Source organism: Mycobacterium sp. WUMAC-067 (assembly GCF_020217485.1).
In the GTDB taxonomy this organism is placed as follows: domain Bacteria; phylum Actinomycetota; class Actinomycetes; order Mycobacteriales; family Mycobacteriaceae; genus Mycobacterium.
In genome coordinates this window covers 1-24,381 of sequence record NZ_JAEKMI010000001.1, presented here as the reverse complement: position 1 = coordinate 24,381, position 24,381 = coordinate 1, and the positions used below count along the sequence as shown (strand labels likewise).

Genomic DNA, 24,381 nt, shown 5'->3' with positions numbered 1-24,381 from the left:
CGCGGCCCCGGCACACGCGGTCATACCCACCGACGAGGCGGACAAACCACTGCGCGAGCCGCCTGGTTTCCGCCCCGCGCCGCCCGGGAGGACATACCACCTCGTTCAATAACTTAAACATTCATTCGATGAAATTCACCCGGGCCGCGCCGGCCTGGAGCGACGACGTCCGACCTCGCCGCGTCACCCTCGAGAGAACTAAGGCATCGAACCGAAACACGAACTCGTGCAGCGGTTTAACGGCGGTGAGGTCACGACGCGGCGCCGCGGCTGACCTGGCTCCGCGGCTGTCGGGGACGAGGCAGGTCGGACATGAATCTGAGGCGGGCCCGCAGGATGTCTTCGATGGTTTGAAAGGCTTCCGGTACCGAGTCGGTGGTCGCCAGCCCGTTGTCGTGCACGATGCGCAGCAGTGGCCGCATCGCCGTGCCGGTGACCACGCTGCAGTGCACGCGGGCTTTGCGGAATTCGTCGTTGAGCACCAGCAGCGCCCGAAAGCTCTCGACGCTGACGAAGCGCAGCCGGCTCACATCGAGGACCACGGGGGTCTTGAGCCGGGCGAAGCCGCGGATGGCGTCGGTGAGATCGTGCGCATTCGCGGCATCGACCTCGCCGTCGACGCGCACCACCGTGGCGAGGCAGCGCGCATAAACGTATACGTGTGCCCTGGCGAATTGGGCCATGTGGCGGCAGTGTGCGGGATCATGGTGGTCCGCCGAATGCGCGGAGTGAAGAGCAGCCATTGAAGCGCCTATCGATGGTGGTGAGGAGGGAGTGACCAGTGTTTTACACACCGCTCCCGTTAGAGACGCAGCTGTGAACTCAACCTGACAGCAGCCTAGCGCCGAACGTCCTCGCTCAGGAGCAACGTTTCGTTTTCCGGCCGGTGGGCAACCGCGTCTGGCCGCTGGTGAATCCGGTGGTGAAAGCGCGTTTGGCCGTCCGGCCGCGGGGTATACGCGGGCCAAGTAACAAACGCGTCGAATCCCTTGACGGACGCGAGGGGTGGTGCGGCCCAATGGAAAAGCAAGGCCGCCGCTGGTGCCGGTTAGCGGTTGCGCCCGCTGCCGCGATGATGCTCATCGGCGCGCCGGGATGGGCCACCGCCGACCCCGGCGTCACCGTGTTTCCGGGAATGGAGATTCGTCAGGGCAACACAGTGTGCATGGTCGGAATGGTCGAGCCGCGGCTGCGGGTCGCGCTCACCAGCGGGCAATGTGACGGTGGGCAGTCGATGGTGACCGACCGAGACCGCAACCCGATCGGCGACGTGGTCCTCGGCCGTCGCCAGGTCGACACGGACTCGGCCGCGGACACCTCGATGCTGCCGGTGGAATACGAAGTCATCGCTCTCGCAGGCAATGTCACGGCCTCGGACCTGTTGCCCACGGGACGCCGGCTGCGGTCGACGCCCGGCCTGAGTGCGCAGCCGGGCCTGCCCGTGTGTCAGCTGCGCCGCTCGACGGGCCAACGATGCGGCTCCGTCGGCACGGTCACCAACGGCCGCTTCGCCATCGCCGACATGGTCGTGGACGGTCGTGACTTCGGCGGCCCGGTCTACGCCCTGACCGACGACAACAACGCCGTCATCGTTGGGCTTTACGAGGGCATGTGGAGGTCTGCGCCGCAGTTCGAGACGTGGCAGGCGGTCATGGCCCAGGTCTACATCGACAGCCACTCCTCCGGCGGGCATCAACAACTCCCCGCTCTACGCATGATCAACTGGCACACCACCCCTCGCGTATTTGCGGCACCGTAACTTCCCCGTCGTCACGCGACCCGGGCCGCACCGCGTGTTTCCCCCGACACAGAACGGGAATCCGCCGCCGGTGAACGTTTTAGAACTCGTGGCGGTGCCCTTCCAATGGGGCTCCGCGATCCGGGGCAAGCGGCTCTTTCATCCGACCGGAGTGTTGGCGAGGGGCTTCGTCGAACGCGTCGCCCCGGCGGGTCAGGGCCTGCCGATCCCGTCGTCGGAGATCGTTGCCCGGGTATCCAAGGCCAGCGGCACACCCGGCGCGCTGCCCGACTTCGTCGGCCTGGCCTTCCGGTTGCCGCCCCCGGGGCCGGCGGGAAAGCCCTGGGACATCTTGCTGGTGTCCGCGGGGTCGGGGGTGCTGTCCCGGGCGGTGGCGTTGCGGCCGACCGTGTCGTGGAACGGCCGGACCCTGACCACCCTGATGCCGTTGCATTATCAGAACAACAATTGGTGGCTTCGGGCCCGCACCCCGGGCGACATCGACGGCCTCGGCCTGTCGCTGGACACCTTCCGCAACCGTCTCGAACGCGGAAATATTGAGATCACACTCGACCAAGCCTGCGGCAGAGGGCATTTCACACCATTGGGTCGTTTGACGCTGACCACCGTCGTCGACGACGAAGCCCATCACGACGTGTCGTTCGATCCCGTCGTCAACACCGCGCCCGGCCTGAACCTGCACCCGCGCTGGCTCGCCGATCTGCGTGCCCGCGCATATCGGAACAGCCGTGACGGCAGGGACGCCGATGCGTAGCCACGCGAGCGAGAGCGCGTGGGAAGGAGGTAACCGGTGTCCAAGCGCATCGTGATCACCGGCGCCAGCGGCAATGTCGGCACCGCGCTGCTGCGCCGGCTCGCCGAGGACGGCTCCGACTACGAGATCGTCGGAATCACCCGCAGGCGACCGCCGCCGGACGACGTGTACCGGTTCGTCCGCTGGCATGAGCTGGACCTGGCCGACCCGGGCGTGGAGATTCAGTTGCTCAACGTCTTTCGCGGAGCCGACTGCGTGGTTCATCTGGCGTGGGGATTTCAGCCCACCCGCAACAGGCGGTACCTAGACGCCGTCGCCGTCGACGGCAGCACGGCGGTATTGAGCGCGGCACACAACGCCAAAGTGCCTCACCTGCTGCACATGTCGTCGGTGGGGACCTACGCCGCCGGGCGATATGGACAGAAGGTCGATGAGACTTTCTCGACCGCGGGCATCCGTTCCTCCGCCTACAGCAGGGCGAAGTCCGCGGTGGAACACATGCTCGACGGCTACGAGCGGCACAACCCCGACGGGGTCGGAATCACCCGGATGAGGCCCGGATTCATCATGCAGCGCGACGCCGCGCCGGGCCTGCGCCGCTATACCCTGCCCGCGTACGTGGACCCGCATTGGCTGCGCTGGCTGCCGTTGCTACCGCTGGATCGCTCGCTGAGCGTGTCGATCGTGCACGCGGAAGACGTCGCCGACGCGTGCGTCAAGGCGATCGAGGGTTGCGCGCTGGGGGCGTTCAACTTGGCCGCCGAGCCGCCGGTCGGGCGCGACGACATCGCGCGGGCGGTGCGGGCACGCCCCGTGCACGTGCCGTCGGCGCTGCTCGGCTTGCTGGTGGAGGCGTCGTGGCGGGCGAGGTTGCAGCCCCTGGACCGCGGCTGGCTGGATATGGCGTTTTCGTTGCCGCTGTTGGCCACCGGCCGCGCGCGCACCGTGCTGGGATGGTCGCCGCGCTGGGATGCGGTGGCGGCGCTGGCCGACCTCATCGACGGCTTCCTTCATGAATCGGGGACCCACAGCCCGGTCCTGCATTCGCGGTCGTTCGCCGAGGCCATCGCGCGCTACGTCCACGAAGGCCCGCTCACGGTCCGGCAAGTGCCCTAGGGGCCCCGCCGTCAAAACCGCTACCGGTCCGGCAAGGCGTGTTCGACGATGGGGAGCCGTGCGTGCGGCTGCCGCTCGCCGCGCTTGGCCGACAGATACACCTGTGCGGTCTTGTCGGCCACCGTGTGCCAATCGAAGTCGGACGTGAGGCGTTCGCGGGCGGCATGGGCGCGTTGTTGCGCGGCGCGCGGATCGTCGAGCACCGTGCGGATCGCCGCGGCCAGCCGGGTCACGTCGCGGGGTGGACACGATACGCCGGTCTGACCGTCGATCACCGCCTCGCCCAGACCGCCGATGTTCGACGTCACCAGGGGGGTGCCGGCCGCGGCCGCCTCCAGCGCCACGATGCCGAACGGCTCGTAGTGACTGGGCAGAACCGCGGCGTCGGCGCGATGCAATACGGCCAGCAGCTCGGCGTGTTCGAGGTGGCCGACGAAGCGAATCGCCTTGAGCACCCGGTGTTTACGGGCTTGCTCGATGAGCCAGCCCTGCTGGGTGCCCTCGCCGGCGATGGTCAGTGTGGTTCCCGGGTGGGTGCGCCTGATCCGAGGGAGCGCGGCGATGACGTCGTGCACACCCTTCTCGTACTCGAGCCGCCCCAGGTAGAGCAGTTCGGCGGGCCCGGTGCGCGGCCGGCGCGCCGCGAACGGCCACCGCGCCGTTTCAATGCCGTTGCAGATCACGGTGATCTCGGCCAGCCCGGGGCCGAACAGTTCGGTGATCTCGTCGGCCATCGACCCCGAACACGTGATCAGCGAATCGGATTCACGCACCAGCCAGGACTCGACCGCGTGCACCTGACGGCTGAGCGCACCGCTGACCCAGCCGGAATGCCGACCGGCCTCGGTCGCGTGGATCGTGGAAACCATTGGCACGTCATAGAATTGGGCCAACGCGATCGCCGGATGGGCCACCAGCCAGTCGTGGGCGTGCACGACGTCGGGCCGCCACGCGTGGTTGCGGCCCGGTTGCTTGACGGTCAGCCCGGCGCGGACCATGGAATGGCCCATGGCGAGCGTCCAGGCCATCATGTCGGTGCCGAAGGCGAATTCGTGCGGATCCTGCGCGGCCGCGATCACCCGGACGCCCTCGCTGACGTGGTCGGACGACGGATGGCTCCGGGGATCGGTTCCGGTGGGTCGGCGCGACAGCACCACCACGTCGTGGCCTGCGGCCGCCAGCGCGGTGGACAGGTGATGCACGTGCCGGCCGAGCCCGCCGACGACCACCGGCGGGTACTCCCAGGACACCATCAGGATTTTCACGTCGTGACCCACCTCATCGGGGCAGCCGGCGCGCGTCGAGGGAGCCGAAGAGTCCGTCGGCTCGGTTCCACCCCTGCGCCAGGCGCTGCGCGGTGTCGCGCCGCCCGGACGCCAGCGCCCCCGCGATCTCACGGGCGGCGTGCGCGTGCAGGTGGGCGCGGTAGCGGGCGTAGTCGGCGGCCGAGTCCTTGCTCACCATGAACGGCCAGTCACTGGAGACGGTGAGCAAGGTTTCGCGCAGGATCTGATCGGCGACGTGGTCGCGGGGGATCGGCCCGTCCAGCGTCGCGGTTTGGGACAGCGCCTTGTCGACGGTGCTCAGCGCGGTGTCGACCACTTCGTTGTTGAGCTGCACCAGGTCGGCGACCTGGTCGCCCGCCCACACCTGCCAGTCCTTGCCCGAACCCCACGAGCTGGGCGGCAGGGCCACCGGCTGACCGACGAAGCCGTCGGCGAGCGCGTCGTTCAGGGTGCCCACCCGCACACCGGCCTCGGGCAAGGCGCGCAGCACCCGCTCCAGCCAGGTCGGGCCCTCGTACCACCAGTGGCCGAACAGTTCGGTGTCGAAGGCGGCGATCACGTGCGCGGGTCGCCCGATGCGCGCGGACTCCGAGAGCAGGCGGTTGCGGACCGTCTCGACGAAGTCGGCGACGTGTACGTCGACCGCGTGGTCGGCGCGCTCGGGATCGTAGGGCGCCTTGGCGTCCGAGGACACGTTGCGGCCGGTGACCCTGGCCGGCTTCAGGCCTGTGAGGTGGTCATAGGTGTGGAAATCGCGGTAGGCGGCATGCCCGGGGTAGCCCGACTTCGGCGACCACACCCGATAGCTGACCTGCAGGTCGCGGCCGAACGCCACCACGTCGGTGTCGCCGACGGGCCGGCCCAGGGCGGTGTCACCGTGCAGCGACGGGCCGTCGACCATGAAATGCGTGACGCCGGCCGCGGAGTAGTCGTGTTCCAGCCCGGGCGCATACGCGCATTCGGGCGCCCAGATGCCGCTGGGGGTGTGCGCCAGCCGCTGTCCGGCGTCGGCCAGCCCCTCGCGCAGGGCGAACTCGCGCAGCCGGGGCGCGAGCAGCGGTTGGAACGGGTGGGCCAGCGGCCCGCCGAGCAGCTCCACCGTGCCGGCGTCGAGCAGGCCGCGCAGCAGCGGGCTACCGCCGTGCCGCCACAGGGTGGCGAAGTCCTCAAGGGCGCTGTGGGCCTCCGCTTCCTCGCGAATTCCCAAGGCGCGCAACGCTTCCGGTGTGCAGGACTGATAGCCGGCCGACTTCGACCGGGGAATCGACCGCACGCTGGCCGCCTCGGTCGCGCGCAGCCGCCAGTTCGCCAGCCAATGATGCATGCCGCCAAGGCAATACGGGTCGTCGAGTTGGGCGTTCACCACCGGTGTGACGCCGAGCGTGATCAGCCCCCGGCGATCCTCGCCCGCCAGCGTGTTCAGCACGCGCATCAGCGGCAGGTAGGCCGCCGCCCAAGATTGATAAAGCCATTCCTCACCGACCGGCCAGCGGCCGTGGTGGGCCAGCCAGGGGAGGTGGGTGTGCAAAACCAGGGTAAACAGGCCGGGGACCCGGTCTTGCGTTGAGGTCACGGCGCTACCGCGATCGCGATCAGGTCGAGACTGTCGTCGATGTGCCGGCCGGTCGCCGCCCCGGATCCGCTCTCTATCAGCTCGAAGTCATCCGTGGTGACCGCGGCGACGTCCGCCGCCAGGTCGGGTGGCCACGGCGCGTCGGTTACCGCGCGCGCGATTTGCGCGTCGATGATCGAGCCGCCGTGCCGGGCATCCATCTCCCGCAGCCGCGGACCGTGGAACAGGCCGCTGATCGACACGTCGGAGAAACCCCCGCCGACGAGGAGCTCGGCCAGCTCGCCGGCGTTGAGTTCGCGGGTGTGGAACGGGTTGATCGGGGTGTCGCGCCCGGGTGAGAACGTGATCCGGTTCGGCGTGGACATCATCAGCAGCCCCGACGGGCGCAGCACCCGCGCGCACTCGACGACGAATTGTGTTTGGTCCCACAGATGCTCGATCACCTGGAAGTTGACCACAATGTCGACCGAGGAATCGGGCAGCGGCAGCTGCGCGAGGTTCGCCTGCATGACGTCCACCCGTGGGTAGCGGGAGCGGACGTGGGCCACGGCGGACTCGTCGTAGTCCACGGCGATGACGCGGCGGGCGACACCGGCGATCAGGTCGGCGCCGTATCCCTCGCCGCAGCCGGCCTCGAGCACCTCGCGGCCCACGCAACGCTCGGCCAGCCGCTGATAGACGACCTCGTGGCGGCGGAACCAGTAGTTTTCGATGTCCAGCCCCGGGATGGTGCGCTCGCCCGTCAGCGTCAACATCGCGTCGCCCGCCGACGCGGAATCGCCGGGGGCGCGCGGGGGGACGTCAGGGACCAGTGCGCTCATTGCATAGGCAGGCTAACGCGAAGTGTCGGATTCGCGAACCACGAAAGTGGGTAGCCCCGCTTCTCAGGCGGCGGACGGGCTGCACGAACGTGCCGCCCGGCGACGATCCCGTCCGGGACAGCGGACGGGGGAGGAGCGGGCAATATGGCCTGAGCCACCAGCTATGGTGTGAAGGCATACCGCACAAAGTTACCGGGTAGTAACACGGCTGTGCGTTGCGAAAAACGCGTACCGAGGTCTCGCAGTCGATCGCTGCGGACCCCTTCGAGGAGGACGAACCACACTCATGACGAACATCGTGGTCCTGATTAAGCAGGTCCCAGACACCTGGTCAGAGCGCAAGCTGACAGACGGCGATTACACGCTGGACCGCGAGGCTGCCGACGCCGTGCTCGATGAGATCAACGAGCGCGCGGTAGAAGAGGCCCTGCAGATCCGGGAGAAGGAAGCCGCCGACGGCGTCGAGGGATCGGTCACCGTGCTGACCGCGGGTCCCGAGCGCGCCACCGAAGCGATCCGCAAGGCGCTGTCGATGGGCGCCGACAAAGCCGTCCACCTCAAGGACGACGGCCTGCACGGCTCCGACGTGGTGCAGACGGGGTGGGCCCTGGCCCGCGCGCTGGGCACCATCGAGGGCACCGAACTGGTGATCGCCGGCAACGAGGCCACCGACGGCACCGGCGGGGCGGTCCCGGCCATCATCGCCGAGTACCTGGGCCTGCCGCAGCTCACCCACCTGCGCAAGCTGTCCATCGAGGGCGGCAAGGTCACCGGTGAGCGCGAGACCGACGACGGCGTCTTCAACCTCGAGGCCACGCTGCCTGCCGTGGTCAGCGTCACGGAGAAGATCAACGAGCCGCGCTTCCCGTCGTTCAAGGGCATCATGGCCGCCAAGAAGAAAGAGGTCACGGTGCTGACCCTGGCCGAGATCGGTGTCGAGAGCGACGAGGTCGGGCTGGCCAACGCCGGATCCACCGTGCTGTCGTCGACGCCGAAGCCGCCGAAGACCGCGGGTGAGAAGGTCACCGACGAGGGCGAGGGCGGCAACCAGGTCGCGCAGTACCTGGTCGGCCAGAAGATCATCTAGTCGAGCACCCCATCGAAGACCATTCCTGAGACGAGAAGAGCGATATAACCATGGCTGAAGTATTGGTGCTCGTGGAGCACGCGGAAGGTGCGCTGAAGAAGGTCACCTCCGAATTGATCACCGCCGCCCGCGCGCTGGGCGAGCCCTCCGCCGTCGTGGTCGGGGCGCCGGGAACGGCCGCCCCGCTGGCCGACGGGCTGAAGGAGGCCGGCGCCGCCAAGATCTACGTCGCCGAGTCCGACGACGCGGACAACTACCTGATCACCCCGGTGGTCGACGTGCTGGCCGCGCTCGCCGAATCGAACGCGCCCGCGGCGGTGCTGCTGGCCGCCAGCGCCGACGGCAAGGAGATCGCCGGCCGGCTCGCCGCCCGGATCGGATCCGGTCTGCTGGTCGACGTGGTCGAGGTCAAGGAAGGCCCCAAGGCCGTCCACTCCATCTTCGGTGGCGCGTTCACCGTCGAGGCGCAGGCCAACGGCGACACCCCGGTGATCACCCTGCGCGCCGGCGCCGTCGACGCCGAGCCGTCCGCCGGTGCGGGCGAGCAGGTCACCGTCGAGGTCCCGGCACCCGCCGAGAACGCCACCAAGATCACCGCCCGCGAGCCCGCGGTCGCCGGTGACCGCCCGGAGTTGTCCGAGGCCACCATCGTGGTGTCCGGCGGTCGCGGCGTGGGCAGCGCCGAGAACTTCAGCGTGGTCGAGGCCCTGGCCGACTCGCTGGGTGCGGCCGTCGGCGCGTCGCGTGCCGCCGTCGACTCCGGCTACTACCCGGGCCAGTTCCAGGTGGGCCAGACGGGCAAGACGGTCTCGCCCCAGCTCTACATCGCGCTGGGCATCTCCGGCGCCATCCAGCACCGCGCGGGGATGCAGACCTCCAAGACCATCGTCGCGGTCAACAAGGACGAAGAGGCGCCCATCTTCGAGATCGCCGACTACGGCGTGGTGGGCGACCTGTTCAAGGTCGCTCCGCAGCTGACCGACGCGATCAAGGCACGCAAGGGCTGAGTTTCTCGGCCTCGAAGAGCCCCCGGCGCCGCGGTGCCGGGGGCTTTTTCGGCCCACCCGCAAACCCCGTGCGTCACAAGGGCCCACCAGTCCCCAGCGGAGGGATGGGCCGTCGTGCCCACCTCCGAGCCAACAGCCGCAGACGGGCCTCGGTCTCATTTCGTCATCTGACGTGCACCGACACGTCACAGCGTCGATGCCGACCAGCTCACCGGCTACGCCACGTTGTGTCTCATGAGCATCGCTTCCGTCCTCATCCCCGCCGACAAGCCGGGTAGCGCGGCCACCGCACCGCGCTACTCCCTGTTGCTGTCCACCGACCCCGACATGATCGAGGCGGCGCAGCGACTCCGGTACGACGTCTTCACCAGCACACCGGGCTTCGCCCTGCCGCCGGGCGACGGCCACGGCTCGGACCGGCGCGACGAGGACCGCTTCGACGAGTTCTGCGACCACCTGCTGGTCCGCGACGACAACACCGGCGAGCTGGTGGGTTGCTACCGCATGCTGGCGCCGGCGGGCGCCATCGCGGCCGGCGGCCTGTACACCGCCACCGAATTCGACATCCGGGCCTTCGACCCGCTGCGGCCGTCCCTGGTGGAGATGGGACGCGCCGTGGTGCGCGACGGGCACCGCAACGGCGGCGTGGTGCTGCTCATGTGGGCCGGCATCCTGGCGTACCTGGACCGCTACGGCTACGACCACGTCACCGGATGCGTGTCGGTGCCCATCGGCGGCGAGCCCGACGACCAGCCCCCGGGCAGCCGGCTGCGCGGCGTCCGCGACGTCATCCTGGCCCGCCACGGGGCGCCGCCGCCGTACCGGGTGCGGCCACACCGTCCCGTCGTCGTCGACGGGACGACCCTCGACGACATCCCACCGCCCGCGCGGCCGTCGGTCCCGGCGCTACTGCGGGGTTACCTGCGGCTGGGCGCCCATGTGTGTGGGGAACCCGCGCACGACCCGGATTTCGGTGTCGGCGATTTCTGCGTGCTGCTGGGCAAACAGCACGCAGACATCCGATACCTGAAGCGACTCCGATCGGTGTCGGCCGCCTCCGGGCTGACCAGCACAGCGGGGGCCGGGCACCAATGAGCGCCGGCGCCGGGCATGCCTGGCTGCCGCGCGCGTCGTGCGACGCCGGCTGCGTGGGTGCCGGCGACGCGGTGGGCGCAAGGCCGCTGCGGGTGGCGCTTCGCGTTCTGCTGGCGCTCCTGCTGGCGCCGGGGCTGCCGCTGCTGGCCGTGCCGCTGCCGGGTCGCACCCGCGTGCAGCGCCTCTATTGCCGGTCGGTGCTGCGCTGCTTCGGTGTCCGGATAGCGGTGTCGGGCAACCCGATTCGTAACCTGCGCGGCGTGCTCGTGGTCAGCCCACACATGTCGTGGCTCGACGTCTTCGCCATCGGCTCGGTGTTGCCCGGGTCGTTCGTCGCCCGCGCCGACATGTTCAGCGGGCCGGCGACCGGGATCGTGGCGCGCATGTGCCAGGTCATCCCGATCGAGCGGTCCAGTTTGCGGCGGCTGCCCGGTGTGGTGGACGCCGTCGCCCGCCGGTTGCGCGCCGGCCAGACGGTCGTGGCGTTTCCGGAGGGCACCACCTGGTGTGGTTCGTCCGGCGACGATGGCGGCCGGAAAGCGGTCGGAGGAGAAGTCGGACCCTCCCACCGAGGCCGGGGGTCCTTCTACCCGGCCATGTTCCAGGCCGCGATCGATGCGGGCCGGCCGGTGCAGCCCGTGCGGCTGACCTACCACCACGTCGACGGGACCCCGTCGACGGTGCCGGCCTTCGTCGGCGACGAGACGCTGCCGGGCTCGATTCGCCGGCTGCTCGCCCAGCGCCGAACGCTGGCGCAGGTGCACGTCGAGTCGCTGCAGCTCCCGGGGACCGATCGGCGCGCGCTGGCGGGCCGCTGCCAGTCGGCGGTGGGCGCCGGGACGGCCCGGTGCGCTGGTCACGGGCACGTGCTGGTGGCCTGAGCCCACCGGCGGGCCGGTATCGTGGGTCGCGTCATGGTCTATTTGGATCACGCCGCCACCACCCCGATGCACCCCGCCGCCGTCGAGGCGATGACGGCTGTGCTGGGCACGGTGGGCAACGCCTCCTCGCTGCACACCAGCGGCCGGGCGGCGCGGCGCCGCATCGAGGAATCCCGTGAACTGATCGCCGACAGGCTGGGGGCCCGTCCCTCGGAGGTCATCTTCACCGCGGGCGGCACCGAGAGCGACAACCTGGCCGTCAAGGGCATCTACTGGGCCCGGCGCGACGCCGAGCCGCGGCACCGGCGCATCGTCACCAGTGAGGTCGAACACCACGCCGTGCTGGACTCGGTCAATTGGCTCGTCGAGCACGAAGGCGCCGAGGTGACGTGGCTGCCCACCACGGCCGACGGCTCGGTGTCGGCGGCGGCGCTGCGCGAGGTGCTCACCCGCCACGACGATGTCGCGCTGGTCTCCGTCATGTGGGCCAACAACGAGGTCGGCACGGTGCTGCCCACTGCCGAACTCGCCGCCGTCGCAGCCGAATTCGACGTGCCCATGCACAGCGACGCCATCCAGGCGGTGGGGCAGCTGCCCGTCGACTTCGCCGCGAGCGGGTTGTCGGCGATGAGCGTGACCGCGCACAAGTTCGGCGGTCCCGCCGCCGTGGGCGCGCTGCTGCTGCGCCGCGACGTCGCGTGCGTGCCGCTCGCACACGGCGGCGGCCAGGAGCGCGACATCCGTTCGGGGACGGCCGATGTGGCTGGCGCGGTCGGAATGGCCGCGGCGGCCAAGGTCTCGGTCGACGGGCTCGAGGTCAACAGCGCCCGGCTGCGGGCGCTGCGGGACCGGCTGATCGACGGCGTGCTGGGCGGCATCGAGGACGTCACCCTCAACGGCGCCCGCGACCCGCTGCGCCTCCCCGGCAACGCGCACTTCACGTTCCGCGGTTGCGAGGGCGATGCGCTGTTGATGCTCCTGGACGCCAACGGAATCGAATGCTCGACCGGTTCGGCGTGCACCGCCGGCGTCGCGCAGCCGTCGCATGTGCTGATCGCCATGGGCGCCGACCCGGCCAGCGCCCGCGGATCGCTGCGACTCTCCTTGGGACACACCAGCGTTGACGCCGACGTCGATGCGGTGCTGCGGGTGCTGCCCGGGGCGGTGGACCGCGCGCGGCGGGCGGCGCTGGCCGCCGCGGGGGCGTCCTAAGTGAAAGTGCTGGCCGCCATGAGCGGTGGCGTCGACTCGTCGGTCGCCGCCGCCCGGATGGTCGACGCCGGGCACGAGGTGGTGGGCGTGCACCTGGCGCTGTCGTCCTCGCCCGGCACGCTGCGCACCGGCTCGCGGGGCTGCTGCTCGAAGGAGGACGCCTCGGATGCGCGCCGGGTCGCCGACGTGCTCGGAATACCGTTCTACGTCTGGGATTTCGCGGAGAAATTCCAGGAGGATGTCATCGACGAATTCGTGTCGTCCTATGCCCGCGGCGAGACCCCCAACCCCTGCGTGGTGTGCAATCAGAAGATCAAATTCTCGGCGCTGTCGGCGAAAGCCGTAGCGCTCGGGTTCGACACGGTGGTCACCGGCCACTACGCTCGGCTTTCCGGCGGGCGGCTGCGCCGCGCCGTGGACCACGACAAGGACCAGTCGTATGTGCTGGCCGTGCTGAGCGCCGAGCAGCTGCGCCACGCGGCGTTCCCGATCGGGGACACCCCCAAGCCGCAGATCCGCGCCGAAGCCGCGCGGCGCGGGCTGGCCGTCGCCGAAAAGCCGGACAGTCACGACATCTGCTTCATCCCGTCGGGCGACACCCGGGCCTTTCTGGGCGCGCGCATCGGGGTTCGCCCCGGCGCCGTGGTCAACGCGGAGGGAACGGTGCTCGCCGAGCACGACGGGGTGCACGGTTTCACCATCGGCCAGCGCAAAGGGCTGGGCATCGCCGGGCCCGGCCCCGACGGTCGACCCCGCTACGTGACGGGAATCGACGCCGAGACCGCGACCGTGCGGGTGGGGGAGGCGGCCGATCTCGACGTTCGCGAATTGGTCGGGCGCGCACCGGTATTCACCTCGGGTGTGGCGCCGTCGGGCCCTGTCGAGTGCGCGGTTCAGGTGCGGGCGCACGGTGAAACGGCCGACGCCGTGGCCGAACTCGTCGGCGACGAACTCGTCGTGCGGTTGCGCGTCACGCTGCGCGGCGTCGCGCCGGGCCAGACTCTGGTGCTGTACCGGCCCGACCCCGACGGGGACGAGGTGCTCGGCAGCGCCGTCATCGCCGCAACGTCGCGCTGATCGACGGCTAACGCGGGACGTTCGCGGCGATGTTCGTCATCACGATGTCGGACACCGATTGCGCGAAGCCGCAGAAGGTGACTTCCAGCATGGCCACCGACAGGATCCGATAGTCGCGGCCGCAGCCACCGGGCCGCAGGTGCAGCGAGGTGCCGTCGGCGTTCCAGTCGCCGACATAGAGCTGCCCGCCCGAGCCGTTCGCGCAGTCCCCGACGGTGCCCACCAGGGCGTTGAAGGCGCTGCGCGCGGTGTCGGCATCGCGATAGGCCGCGGCGCCCTCCGAGATCAACGCGCCGTCGGGCGGGTCCTGAAAGGTCGTCTTGTGAAACGCCGCGAGGTCGTGCCCGAAGGTCGCCGTCTCGTCGTAGATGAACCGGCACTCCCGCGGCGCGGTCTCGGCCAGCGCGTCGATGTTCACCGGGCTGGTGCCGTCCATCGAGGGAATGATGGTCAAATGCTCACCGGCGCCGGTGATCGCACGCATCCGCGACTGGTCCAGCAGGATCGTGTCGACGTTGACCCCCTGCACCACCCTGCGGCTGGCGTCGGGCCCCGCCAGGGCGGCGCCGTCCACAACCCGGGTGCACGACACCGCCAGCAGCGCCGCCCCGCACCACAGCGGTAGCCTCGCCCACTTCGTCTTCTGCGACACCGTTTTTGCACCCCTCTGGCGTTGAACCTACCCGCGCCGCCGCTCGGCACACAGCCCCTGCCGACGGGTGGCCCAGGTGACGTCGAATACGGTTGGCCGGTGAGTGTTTTCGCGGGGCCCAGCGGTGTCGGTTCCTGGCCCGGCATCGCCGCGCGCGAGGCCGCCGCCGTGGTCGTCGGCGAATTGGCCGGCGCGCTGTCCCACATCGTCGAGCTGCCCGCCCGCGGCGTGGGCGCCGACATGCTGGGCCGGGCCGGCGCGCTGCTGGTCGACGTCGCCATCGACACGGCGCCGCGCGGCTACCGCCTTACCGCCCGGCCGGGCGCGGCGACCCGCCGCGCCATCAGCCTTCTCGACGAGGACATGGACGCGTTGGAGGAGGCGTGGGAGACCGCCGGCCTGCGCAACGCCGGCCACGTGGTCAAGGTGCAGGCGCCGGGCCCCATCACGCTGGCCGCCGAGGTCGAGCTGGCCAACGGCCACCGCGCGATCACCGACCCCGGGGCGCTGCGCGACCTGACGGTGTCGCTGGCCGAAGGCGTGGCCGCGCATCGTGCGCAGCTGTCCCGGCGTCTCGAGACGCCGGTGGTGGTTCAGTTCGACGAGCCGTCGCTGCCACCAGCGCTGGGCGGAGGGCTGAGAGGGGTGACCGCGCTCAGCCCGGTGGCCCCGCTCGACGAGGCGGTGGCCGGCGGCCTGCTCGACGCCTGCGCCGAGACGGTGGGCGGCGAGGTGCTGCTGCACTGCTGCGCACCCGGCCTGCCCTGGGAGCTGTTGCAGCGCAGCATGTTCGGCGCGATATCGGTCGACGCGGGCACGTTGAGCGCGGCGGACCTCGACGGCATCGCCGCGTTCGTCGAGTCGGACCGCGCCGTCATGTTGGGCGTCGTCGCGACCAGGACCCCGCCGCGGCGGCCGTCGGCGGAGGAGGTCGCCGCCGCGGTGGTCGCGGTGACCGATCGCCTCGGCTTCGCCCGCTCGGCGTTGCGCGAACGCATCGGCGTCACCCCGGCCTGTGGTCTGGCCGGCGCCACGCCCGAATGGGCCCGCACCGCGATCGAGCTCGCCCGCAAGGCCGCCCGGATGTTCGCCGAGGATCCCGACGCCATCAAATAGGCAACCGAGGGGTTGCGCTTCTTATCGCGTCGTGCTGAACTAATAGGCAACCAGGAGGTTGCATATGAAGATCGAGAAGCAGGTGGTGCTGCGCGCGCCGCTGGAGCGGGTGTGGCGGGCCATCAGCGACGCCGAGGAATTCGGCCGCTGGTTCGGGGTGCGCTTCGACGGGCCGTTCGTCGCCGGGACATCGGTGACCGCGGCGATCAGCCCGACCACCGTCGACGGCGAGGTCGCCAAGCGCCAACAGTCGCACGCGGGCGTGACGAGCACCTGGCAGATCGTCGCCGTCGAGCCGCGGCGGCGGTTCGCCTACCGCTGGCATCCCTTCGCCATCGACCCGCAGGTCGACTATGAGGGCGAGCCGACCACGCTGGTCGAGTTCACCCTCGCCGAGCGGTCCGACGGCGTGCTGCTGACCATCACCGAATCCGGTTTCGAGGCCATTCCGGAGGCCCGCCGCGGCGCGTCGTTCGAGGCGAACGGCGAAGGCTGGGCGATCCAGACCACGCTGGTGCGCAAGTACATCGAGGGCGTTCGGGTATGAGCGGACGAGTCGCCGTCGGCGCCCCGATCTTCGGTGCGCTCGGTGACCCGAACCGGCTGAGCATCATCGTGCGGCTCTGCGATCAGGGCCCGAGCTCGACGTCGCAGGTCACCAGCGTCGTCCCGGTCACCCGGCAGGCGGCGAGCAAGCACCTGCAGCTGTTGGAGTCGGTCGGGCTGGTCACCAGCAGCCGGCGGGGGCGCGAGCGCGTGTGGACGGTGCAGACCGCGCCGTTGGCGTCGGCCAGCGACTACCTCGACCAGTTGTCCCGCCGGTGGGATGCGGCCCTGGAGCGGTTGCGGTCCTTCGTGGAAGACGGAGTGGAGGATTGAGTCGAGCGCGCCGGGTTTTGCGTCGGTGTCCTCGGATAGCCTGCCAAGGTGAGCTCAGCAGAAGCTGATTCGGTAGCGCCCGAGGTTCGGCGGCAGTGGCAGGACCTGGCCGAATCGGTCCGTGAACACCAGTTCCGCTACTACATCAAGGACGCGCCGATCATCTCGGACGCCGAATTCGACACGATGTTCAACGAGCTCCTCGCGCTGGAGGAGCGCCACCCGGAGCTGCGGGTCGCCGATTCGCCGACGCAGCTGGTCGGCGGGGCGGGCTTCGCCACCGACTTCGCCGAGGCGCAGCACCTGGAACGGATGCTGAGCCTCGACGACGTCTTCGACCGCGACGAGCTGGTGGCCTGGAGCAATCGCGTCGAGAACGAGGTCGGCAAGGAACCGCATTACCTGTGCGAACTCAAGATCGACGGGGTGGCGCTGTCGCTGGTGTACCGCGACGGCCGGTTGGAACGCGCCGCGACCCGCGGCGACGGCCGGGTCGGCGAGGACGTGACGCTCAACGCGCGCACCATCGACGACGTGCCCGAGCGGCTGTCCGCCGACAAGGACTTCCCGACGCCGGCCCTGCTGGAGGTGCGCGGTGAGGTGTTCTTCCTGCTCGCCGATTTCGAGGCGCTCAACGCCAGCCTGGTCGAGGACGGTAAGGCGCCGTTTGCCAACCCGCGCAACAGCGCCGCCGGGTCGCTGCGCCAGAAGAATCCCGCCGTCACCGCCCGGCGCAAGCTGCGGATGATCTGCCACGGCATCGGCCGCACCGAAGGGTTCGCCCCGAAGACCCAGCACGAGGCCTACGCCGCGCTGAAGGCGTGGGGGCTGCCGGTGGCCGAGCAAACGGCACGCGTGCGCGGCCTGGCCGCGGTGGAGGAGCGGATCGGCTACTGGGGTGAGCACCGCTACGAGCTCGAGCACGAGATCGACGGCGTGGTGGTCAAAGTCGACGATGTCGCGTTGCAGCGCCGGCTCGGGACCACGTCGCGCGCGCCGCGCTGGGCCGTCGCCTACAAGTACCCGCCCCAGGAGGCGCAGACCAAGCTGCTCGACATCCGTGTCAACGTCGGGCGCACCGGGCGCGTCACGCCGTTCGCGTTCATGACGCCGGTGAAGGTGGCGGGGTCGACGGTCGGGCTGGCCACCCTGCACAACGCCGCCGAGGTCAAGCGCAAGGGGGTGCTGATCGGCGACACCGTGATGATCCGCAAAGCCGGCGACGTGATCCCGGAGGTGTTGGGGCCCGTCGTCGACCTGCGCGACGGCTCCGAACGCGAATTCGATATGCCCACAACGTGTCCCGAGTGTGGCACCCCGCTGGCGCCGGCCAAGGAGGGCGACGCCGACATCCGCTGCCCCAATGCCCGGTCCTGTCCGGCGCAACTGCGGGAGCGGGTCTTTCACGTCGCGGGTCGCGGGGCGTTCGACATCGAGGGGCTCGGCTACGAGGCCGCCGTCGCGCTGCTGAAGGCAGACGTGATCGCCGACGAGGGCGACCTGTTCACGCTGACCGAGGACGACCTGTTGCGCACCGAGCTGTTCCGGACGAAGGCGGGCGCCCTGTCCGCCAACGGCAGACGGCTGCTCGACAACCTCGGCAAGGCCAAAAAGGTTGCGCTGTGGCGGGTTTTGGTGGCGTTGTCGATCCGGCATGTCGGGCCGACGGCGGCGCGCGCCCTGGCGACCGAGTTCGGCGATCTGGACGCCATCATGTCGGCCTCCACCGAGCGGCTCGCGGCGGTTGAGGGGGTGGGCCCGACGATCGCCGCGGCACTCACCGAATGGTTCACCGTCGACTGGCACCGCGCGATCGTCGACAAGTGGCGTGCCGCCGGCGTGCGGATGGCCGACGAACGCGACACCAGCGTGCCCCGCACCCTGGAGGGGCTGACGGTGGTGGTCACCGGGTCGCTCGCCGGTTTTTCACGCGACGACGCCAAGGAGGCGATTCTGGCGCGCGGGGGCAAGGCCTCCGGGTCGGTGTCGAAGAAGACCGACTACGTCGTGGCCGGCGATTCGCCGGGTTCGAAGTACGACAAGGCCGTTGAGCTGGGGGTGCCCGTCCTCGACGAGGACGGCTTCCGGCAGCTGCTGGCCGACGGTCCGCCGGAAACGCCGGCGGAATAAGCCGATGAGCGGTCGGTACGGCGATTCCACCCGCAGCCTCAAAGCCGTGAATTCTCAAGCGGTTTCGGGTCAGCCGGTCGCACCGCAGCCGGTGTTCGCCGCCACCTATCACCTTTCGGGCGACGAAACCCTGGACAGCTACGGTCGCAGCTCCAATCCGACGTGGCGGCAACTGGAGTCGGCGCTCGCCGAGCTGGAGGGCGCGGCGGGCGCTCGGGTGTTCGGCTCGGGGATGGCGGCCATCAGTGCGGTGCTGCGGGCCTTGGCGCCGCCGGGGTCGACGGTGGTGGTGCCGGCCGACGGCTATTACCAGGTGCGCCGCCACGCCACCGAGGATCTGGCGCCCGCGGGGGTGACCGTCATCGCCGCGTCCAGCTCGCAGATCTATGACGCCGCCGCCGAAGCCGACGTGGTGCTGGCCGAGACCCCCACCAATCCGGCCCTCGACGTGATCGACCTGCACCGGCTGGCCACCATCTGCCACGGTCACGGCGCACGCCTGGTCGTCGACAACACCACCGCCACGCCTTTGGGTCAGCAGCCGCTGTCGTTGGGTGCCGACGCGGTGGTGGCCAGCGCCACCAAGGCCCTGTCCGGTCACAGCGACCTGCTGGCCGGCTATGTCGCGACCAGTCAGCCCGAGTTACTCGCCGCCGCCGAGCGCCAACGACTGCTCGCCGGCGCCGTCCTGGGCGGGTTCGAAGCGTGGCTTCTGTTGCGCAGCCTGGAAACTGCGGGACTGCGCTTCGAGCGCCAGTGCCAGAACGCCCGGGCGGTGGCGACGATGCTGGCCCGCCACCCGGCGGCGCGCGCCGTGCGCTATCCGGGGTTGGCGGAGGATCCGGCGCATCATGTCGCTATGGCGCAGATGCGCCGATTCGGGGGCTTGCTCACGGTCGAATTGGCCGACGCCGCCGCGGTCCACGCACTCGTCGACGCCAGCGAGCTGCTGATCGCCGCCACCAGCTTCGGGGGCCTGCACACGTCGGTGGATCGGCGGGCTCGGTGGGGCGACCCGGTCGCGGACGGATTCGCGCGCATTTCGTTGGGCATCGAGGACACCGACGACCTTGTCGCCGACATCGAACGCGCGCTCATGAGCTCCCGATAACGGACATATACATGCCGCACCGCGCGGGCGGCTCTATCGTGGGTTCTATGACCCAGACGGCCGAGGAGTGCGAGCAGGCATCGCCGTGGTCGCCGCGCGAGGCCGAGATCCTGGCGGTGACCCTGCGGCTGCTGCAGGAACACGGCTATGACCAGCTGGCGGTGGAAGCGGTGGCCAACGCCGCCCGCGCCAGCAAGGCCACGGTCTACCGGCGCTGGCCGTCCAAAGCCGAGCTGGTGCTGGCCGCCTTCATCGAAGGGGTCCGCCAGGTGGCCGTCCCGCCGAATACGGGCACGTTGCGCGGCGACCTGCTGAGCCTGGGGGAGACCATCGCCGTGGAATGCGGGCAGCACGCCAGCACCATCCGTGCGGTAATGGTCGAGGTGTCGCGCCACCCCGCGCTCAATGACGCCCTGCAGCATCAATTCCTCGACCAGCGCAAAGCGATGATTCAGCACGTGCTGCGTCAGGCCGTCAACCGGGGTGAGATCACTGCAGACGTCATCACCGACGAACTCTGGGACTTGTTGCCCGGCTACCTCATCTTCCGGTCGATCATCCCCGGTCGGCCGCCCACCCGTCACACCGTCCAGGCGTTTGTGGACGGGTTCCTGATCCCGGGCCTGACCACGCAGCCCCGCGCCTAGGGCGCGAACCGCCAACGCGTCGCCCCGTGGGGCTCGGCGGTCGCGACACCGACAGCGCCCCGGGCCACGAATCGGTACAAATACCACGGCGGCGGCCCTGCGCTCTGGGCGCTGTACGGGGCGGTGACGGCGTCGCCGTTGCGTTCGCAGGGCCAGCCGGAGTCGCGATACAGCGCCGTGACCTCGTCGAGTTCGCGCCCGTCGGTGGTCCGGTGGGCTGCGCCGTCGAGCACCAGGTCGACTCCGGGAAGTCGGAACGACAGGGTGCAGGCCGGATTGGCGGCCAGGTTGCGGGATTTCAGCGTCGCGGGGCCGCTGGTGAAATAGAGGTGGCCGCCGTGTTCGATCGAGCCGATACCCGCCGAGTGCGGGCTGCCGTCCGGCCGGACCGTCCCCAGAAATTGTGGCGTCTCCTCGGACGGCAGGGCCTTCATCGCGTCAAGGGCCCTGGCCCACGGCAGCTCGGCGTCGCCGTAGATGTTCAGGTCGGTTGCCGAAATCGGTTCGGGCAGCATTGTTACTCCTCGCACTTGGATTGCTCGTACGGACACTGACCGGTGACGGCACCGGAATTCATCGCCCGGCATGACCAAGGGGAAAGTTCCTCTTGTAGAGTACGGTCCCGTACCGTACTGTCATAGCTGTCGATCACGCTTATGGACGTTGGCAGCCGCGCCCGGCTTGGGCGCGACCCTGTCACCCGATATTCGAAAGGCTAACGGGTGAAAGGCTTTTCGATGACATCCCTGGTCAAGCGAGGTTGGATGGTGATCGTCTCCGTGCTCGTCGTCGCCCTCGCGGGATTCGGGATCTATCGGCTGCACGGCATCTTCGGCTCGCACAACACCACGTCGGCCAACAGCGGCCTGGCGGGCGAGATCGTCCCGTTCAACCCCAAGCAGGTGGTCCTCGAAGTCTTCGGTGCCCCGGGCGCGGTGGCCACCATCAACTACCTGGACGTCAACGCCCAGCCGCAACAAGTCAAAGACGCCCCGTTGCCGTGGTCGTTCACCATCACCACCACGGAGCCCGCCGTGATCGGCAACGTCGTGGCGCAGGGCAACGGGGACACCCTCGGCTGCCGCATCACCGTCAACGGTGAAGTGAAAGACCAACGCACAGTTCACAAAGTCGACGCCTACACCTTCTGTCTGGACAAATCTGGATGAGCAACGATCAACAGCCGCGGTCCAATGTGCCGCGCACCATCCGCCGGCTCGCGCTGCCGATCCTGCTGTTCTGGGTGGGATTGGCCGCCCTCACGAACATCGCGGTGCCGCAACTGGAAGACGTGGGGAAAACCCACAATGTGGCGCTGAACTCGCCCGACGCCCCGTCGCTCAAGGCGATCAAGCGCATCGGTGAAAAATTCCACGAGTTCGACACCGACAGCTCGGCCATGATCGTGCTGGAAGGTGACAAGCCGCTCGGCGCGGACGCGCACCGCTTTTACGACGAGATGATCCGCAGGATCGAGCGGGACAAGAAACACGTCCAACATGTCCAGGATTACTGGGGCGACACTCTCACCGCTGCGGGATCGCAGAGTAGCGACGGTAAGGCCGCTTATGTTCAGGTGAACCTTGCCGGCAACCAAGGCTCGGCGTTGGCCAACGAGGGCGTCGGCGCCATCCGCGACATCGTCGAGCACATGAAGCCGCCTCCCGGCGTCAAGACCTACGTGACGGGCGCGGCGCCGCTGATCTCCGATCAGTTCGACGTCGGTAGCAAGGGGACCGCCAAGGTCACCGGGATCACCGTCGGGGTGATCGCAGTGATGTTGTTCTTCGTCTACCGCTCGGTGCTCACCACGTTGTTGGTGCTCGCCACCGTCCTGATCGAAATGTCAGCCGCCCGAGGCCTTGTCGCGTTCCTGGGGAACGCCGGGGTCATCGGGTTGTCGACCTATGCGACGAACCTGCTGACACTCTTGGTGATCGCCGCCGGCACCGACTACGCGATATTTTTCGTGGGCCGCTATCAAGAAGCGCGCGGATCCGGTGAGGATCGCGAAACCGCCTTCTACACGATGTATCACGGCACGACGCATATCGTGTTGGGTTCGGGGCTGACCGTTGCCGGAGCGGTGGCCTGCCTGAGCTTCACCCGGCTGCCCTACTTCCAAAGCCTCGGTATCCCAGCCGCATTGGGCATCCTCGTCGCGCTGTTCGCCGCGCTCACCCTGGGCCCGGCCATCCTCACCCTGGGCGCCAAGGTGGGAATTTTCGACCCCAAACGGGCGATACGGACGCGCGGATGGCGGCGCATCGGCACCGCCATTGTTCGGTGGCCCGGCGCGGTTCTGGCGTCGGCGTGCGCGCTGGCCCTGGTCGGGCTGATCGCCCTGCCCGGGTACAAGACGAGTTACGACACCCGGCCGTATATGCCCGCGAGCGCACCGGCCAACATCGGTTACACGGCCGCCGAGAAGCATTTCTCGCGGGCCCGGCTGGAGCCCGAATTGCTGATGGTCGAAACGGATCACGACATGCGTAATCCGGAGAGCATGCTCATCCTGGACAAGGTGGCCAAGGCGGTGTTCCACGTTCCTGGCGTCGCCCAGGTGCAGTCCATCACCAGGCCGTTGGGAACCCCGCTGGTCCACAGCTCGCTGGCCTTCGTGGTCAGCAATCAAAGCGCGGCGCAGCAACAAAATTTGACCTACCAACGCGATCGGGCCGACGACGCCCTCAAGCAGGCCAATGAACTGTCCAAGACCATCGACATCTTGAAGCAGCAGTACGTATTGCAGCAGCAACTCGCCGGCACCACCCACGAAGAAACCGAAAGTTTCCGCGACACGCTCGTCACGATCCGCGACCTGCGCGACAAGGTCGCGAACTTCGACGATTTCTTCCGCCCCGTGCGCAGTTATTTCTATTGGGAAAAGCATTGTTTCGACATCCCCGCCTGCTTCGCGTTCAGATCCCTCTTCGACGCGCTCGACGGCATCGACCAGCTCACGGAAAAGTTCGAAAACCTCACGGCTTCCCTCGACAAACTCGACGCGCTGCAACCGAAACTGGTCGCGCTGATCCCGCCGCAGATCGACAGTCAGCAGACCAATCGCGATCTGACGTTGGCCAATTACGCGACGCTGTCGGGCATTTACGCGCAGACGGCGGCGGCGATCGACAACGCGACGGCGCTGGGGCGAGCCTTCGACGCGGCCAAGAACGACGACACTTTCTACCTGCCGCCCGAGGTGTTCAACAACCCCGACTTCAAGCGCGGCTTGAAGCTGTTCCTGTCACCGGACGGCAAGGCCGCCCGCATGATCGTCACGCATGAGGGTGATCCCGCTACACCAGAAGGCATTTCGCACATCGACCCGATGGCCAAGGCCGCGCACGAGGCCCTGAAGGGCACGCCGATGGCCGGCGCGGGAATCTATCTCGGCGGCACCGCCGCGACGTACAAAGACATTCAGGACGGCGCGAAATACGATCTGATGATCGTGGCGTTCGCGGCGCTGAGCCTCATCCTGCTGATCATGATGATCATCACGCGCAGCCTGATCGCCGCGCTCGTCATCGTGGGTACGGTGGCGCTGTCGCTGGGAGCCTCGTTCGGGCTGTCGGTTCTGGTCTGGCAGTATCTCTTCGGCATTCAGCTCTACTGGGTGGTGCTCGCGCTGGCGGTGATCCTGCTGCTCGCAGTCGGATCCGACTACAACCTGCTGTTGATCTCGCGATTCAAGGAAGAGATTCATGCGGGCCTGAATACCGGCATCATCCGGGCGATGGCCGGCTCCGGCTCGGTGGTCACCTCGGCCGGAATCGTTTTCGCCGTCACCATGTGCGCGTTCGTGTTCAGCGGCTTTCAGGTCCTCGGCCAGATCGGCACGACCATCGGCCTCGGCCTGTTGTTCGACACGCTGATCGTGCGGTCATTCATGACGCCTTCTGTCGCAAGGCTCCTCGGGCGCTGGTTCTGGTGGCCGCAGCGGGTGCGGCCACGACCGGCCAGCACCATGCTGCGCCCCTACGGCTCGCGCCCGGCGGTTCGTCAGCTGCTCCTGTGGGAGGACGACGACCCGGTGGCGATGTCCGGATCGAAAGCGCGCTGATGTGGTTGCGTCGGGCCGCGTCCTCCTAGCGCGACCTGACTTGGCCCGAACTTGTCGGTGGTGGCTGTGATGATGTGGTCATGTTGTCGACCGCATGCGCTGAGGCTGT

General features: G+C 68.9%; 23 protein-coding genes. 17 read left to right on the top strand and 6 right to left on the bottom strand.

All coding sequences use genetic code 11. The features are described from left to right. Positions 1-251: 251 nt before the first annotated feature. Positions 252-683, bottom strand: coding sequence for an STAS domain-containing protein (locus JF781_RS00115; protein ID WP_225326545.1), 432 nt, complete (start codon positions 681-683; stop codon positions 252-254). A gap of 335 nt (positions 684-1,018) precedes the next feature. On the opposite strand from JF781_RS00115, the gene JF781_RS00110 reads away from it, so the two are divergent. From JF781_RS00110 to JF781_RS00100, 3 genes are all read left to right on the top strand, one after another. Then, positions 1,019-1,759: a hypothetical protein gene (locus JF781_RS00110; protein ID WP_225326546.1), complete on the top strand. Its 741-nt coding sequence runs from the start codon at positions 1,019-1,021 to the stop codon at positions 1,757-1,759. A gap of 70 nt (positions 1,760-1,829) precedes the next feature. Further along, positions 1,830-2,513 (top strand): phosphodiesterase, encoded by a 684-nt coding sequence (locus JF781_RS00105; RefSeq protein ID WP_225326547.1) that lies wholly within the window; start codon positions 1,830-1,832, stop codon positions 2,511-2,513. A gap of 36 nt (positions 2,514-2,549) precedes the next feature. Continuing rightward, entirely contained in the window at positions 2,550-3,629 is a 1,080-nt protein-coding gene (locus tag JF781_RS00100; RefSeq protein WP_225326548.1) for an NAD-dependent epimerase/dehydratase family protein, read from the top strand. 20 nt (positions 3,630-3,649) lie between these two features. Here the strand turns inward: JF781_RS00100 and JF781_RS00095 are convergent, their stop codons facing one another. Genes JF781_RS00095 through JF781_RS00085 form a run of 3 tightly spaced genes read right to left on the bottom strand, consistent with a single transcriptional unit; the run spans position 3,650 to position 7,309 of the window. Continuing rightward, a complete protein-coding gene (locus JF781_RS00095) occupies positions 3,650-4,894 on the bottom strand; it encodes a glycosyltransferase family 4 protein (RefSeq protein ID WP_225326549.1) in 1,245 nt (414 codons plus the stop codon). A 13-nt stretch (positions 4,895-4,907) separates the two neighbouring features. Continuing rightward, positions 4,908-6,488, bottom strand: a complete 1,581-nt coding sequence (locus JF781_RS00090) for a glycoside hydrolase family 57 protein (protein ID WP_225326550.1) — start codon at positions 6,486-6,488, stop codon at positions 4,908-4,910. Next, positions 6,485-7,309, bottom strand: a complete 825-nt coding sequence (locus JF781_RS00085) for a bifunctional 2-polyprenyl-6-hydroxyphenol methylase/3-demethylubiquinol 3-O-methyltransferase UbiG (RefSeq protein WP_225326551.1) — start codon at positions 7,307-7,309, stop codon at positions 6,485-6,487. The genes JF781_RS00090 and JF781_RS00085 overlap by 4 nt, the downstream gene beginning before the upstream one ends. A gap of 286 nt (positions 7,310-7,595) precedes the next feature. On the opposite strand from JF781_RS00085, the gene JF781_RS00080 reads away from it, so the two are divergent. From JF781_RS00080 to mnmA, 6 genes are all read left to right on the top strand, one after another. Continuing rightward, positions 7,596-8,396, top strand: a complete 801-nt coding sequence (locus JF781_RS00080) for an electron transfer flavoprotein subunit beta/FixA family protein (RefSeq protein ID WP_225326552.1) — start codon at positions 7,596-7,598, stop codon at positions 8,394-8,396. Between the two features lie 50 nt (positions 8,397-8,446). Beyond that, positions 8,447-9,403 carry an electron transfer flavoprotein subunit alpha/FixB family protein gene (locus JF781_RS00075; RefSeq protein WP_225326553.1) on the top strand — a complete coding sequence of 319 codons (957 nt, stop codon included), beginning with the start codon at positions 8,447-8,449 and terminating at the stop codon, positions 9,401-9,403. Positions 9,404-9,637: 234 nt separating this feature from the next. Further along, a complete protein-coding gene (locus JF781_RS00070) occupies positions 9,638-10,498 on the top strand; it encodes a GNAT family N-acetyltransferase (RefSeq protein ID WP_225326554.1) in 861 nt (286 codons plus the stop codon). Further along, entirely contained in the window at positions 10,495-11,379 is an 885-nt protein-coding gene (locus JF781_RS00065) for a 1-acyl-sn-glycerol-3-phosphate acyltransferase (protein ID WP_225326555.1), read from the top strand. The genes JF781_RS00070 and JF781_RS00065 overlap by 4 nt, the downstream gene beginning before the upstream one ends. Positions 11,380-11,412: 33 nt before the next feature. Further along, complete coding sequence (locus tag JF781_RS00060; RefSeq protein WP_225326556.1) at positions 11,413-12,591, top strand: cysteine desulfurase family protein; 1,179 nt, start codon at positions 11,413-11,415, stop codon at positions 12,589-12,591. Beyond that, positions 12,592-13,668 carry a tRNA 2-thiouridine(34) synthase MnmA gene (gene mnmA / locus JF781_RS00055; protein ID WP_225326557.1) on the top strand — a complete coding sequence of 359 codons (1,077 nt, stop codon included), beginning with the start codon at positions 12,592-12,594 and terminating at the stop codon, positions 13,666-13,668. A 7-nt stretch (positions 13,669-13,675) separates the two neighbouring features. Here the strand turns inward: mnmA and JF781_RS00050 are convergent, their stop codons facing one another. After that, positions 13,676-14,320 (bottom strand): sensor domain-containing protein, encoded by a 645-nt coding sequence (locus tag JF781_RS00050; RefSeq protein WP_225326558.1) that lies wholly within the window; start codon positions 14,318-14,320, stop codon positions 13,676-13,678. Positions 14,321-14,419: 99 nt separating this feature from the next. Here JF781_RS00050 and JF781_RS00045 point away from each other — a divergent pair, with 99 nt between their 5' ends. The 6 genes from JF781_RS00045 (at position 14,420) to JF781_RS00020 (ending at position 20,203) form a co-directional block, all read left to right on the top strand. Next, the gene (locus JF781_RS00045) at positions 14,420-15,436 is read left to right on the top strand and encodes a methionine synthase (RefSeq protein WP_225326559.1); all 1,017 of its coding nucleotides are present in this window, start codon (positions 14,420-14,422) and stop codon (positions 15,434-15,436) included. 64 nt (positions 15,437-15,500) lie between these two features. Then, positions 15,501-15,983 carry an SRPBCC family protein gene (locus JF781_RS00040; protein ID WP_225326560.1) on the top strand — a complete coding sequence of 161 codons (483 nt, stop codon included), beginning with the start codon at positions 15,501-15,503 and terminating at the stop codon, positions 15,981-15,983. Beyond that, the gene (locus JF781_RS00035; RefSeq protein WP_225326561.1) at positions 15,980-16,315 is read left to right on the top strand and encodes a helix-turn-helix transcriptional regulator; all 336 of its coding nucleotides are present in this window, start codon (positions 15,980-15,982) and stop codon (positions 16,313-16,315) included. The genes JF781_RS00040 and JF781_RS00035 overlap by 4 nt, the downstream gene beginning before the upstream one ends. Before the next feature lie 48 nt (positions 16,316-16,363). Beyond that, positions 16,364-18,445 carry an NAD-dependent DNA ligase LigA gene (ligA, locus tag JF781_RS00030; RefSeq protein ID WP_225326562.1) on the top strand — a complete coding sequence of 694 codons (2,082 nt, stop codon included), beginning with the start codon at positions 16,364-16,366 and terminating at the stop codon, positions 18,443-18,445. Between the two features lie 4 nt (positions 18,446-18,449). Next, complete coding sequence (locus JF781_RS00025) at positions 18,450-19,556, top strand: cystathionine gamma-lyase (RefSeq protein WP_225326563.1); 1,107 nt, start codon at positions 18,450-18,452, stop codon at positions 19,554-19,556. 35 nt (positions 19,557-19,591) lie between these two features. Further along, the gene (locus JF781_RS00020; RefSeq protein WP_225326592.1) at positions 19,592-20,203 is read left to right on the top strand and encodes a TetR/AcrR family transcriptional regulator; all 612 of its coding nucleotides are present in this window, start codon (positions 19,592-19,594) and stop codon (positions 20,201-20,203) included. Here JF781_RS00020 and JF781_RS00015 read toward each other — a convergent pair. Further along, positions 20,200-20,718 (bottom strand): pyridoxamine 5'-phosphate oxidase family protein, encoded by a 519-nt coding sequence (locus JF781_RS00015; protein WP_225326564.1) that lies wholly within the window; start codon positions 20,716-20,718, stop codon positions 20,200-20,202. The two genes, JF781_RS00020 and JF781_RS00015, sit on opposite strands and share 4 nt — an antisense overlap. Before the next feature lie 222 nt (positions 20,719-20,940). On the opposite strand from JF781_RS00015, the gene JF781_RS00010 reads away from it, so the two are divergent. Continuing rightward, positions 20,941-21,372, top strand: coding sequence for an MmpS family protein (locus JF781_RS00010; RefSeq protein ID WP_225326565.1), 432 nt, complete (start codon positions 20,941-20,943; stop codon positions 21,370-21,372). Beyond that, positions 21,369-24,272 carry an RND family transporter gene (locus tag JF781_RS00005; protein ID WP_225326566.1) on the top strand — a complete coding sequence of 968 codons (2,904 nt, stop codon included), beginning with the start codon at positions 21,369-21,371 and terminating at the stop codon, positions 24,270-24,272. Before JF781_RS00010 ends, JF781_RS00005 begins: the two co-directional genes overlap by 4 nt. Positions 24,273-24,381: the final 109 nt, after the last annotated feature.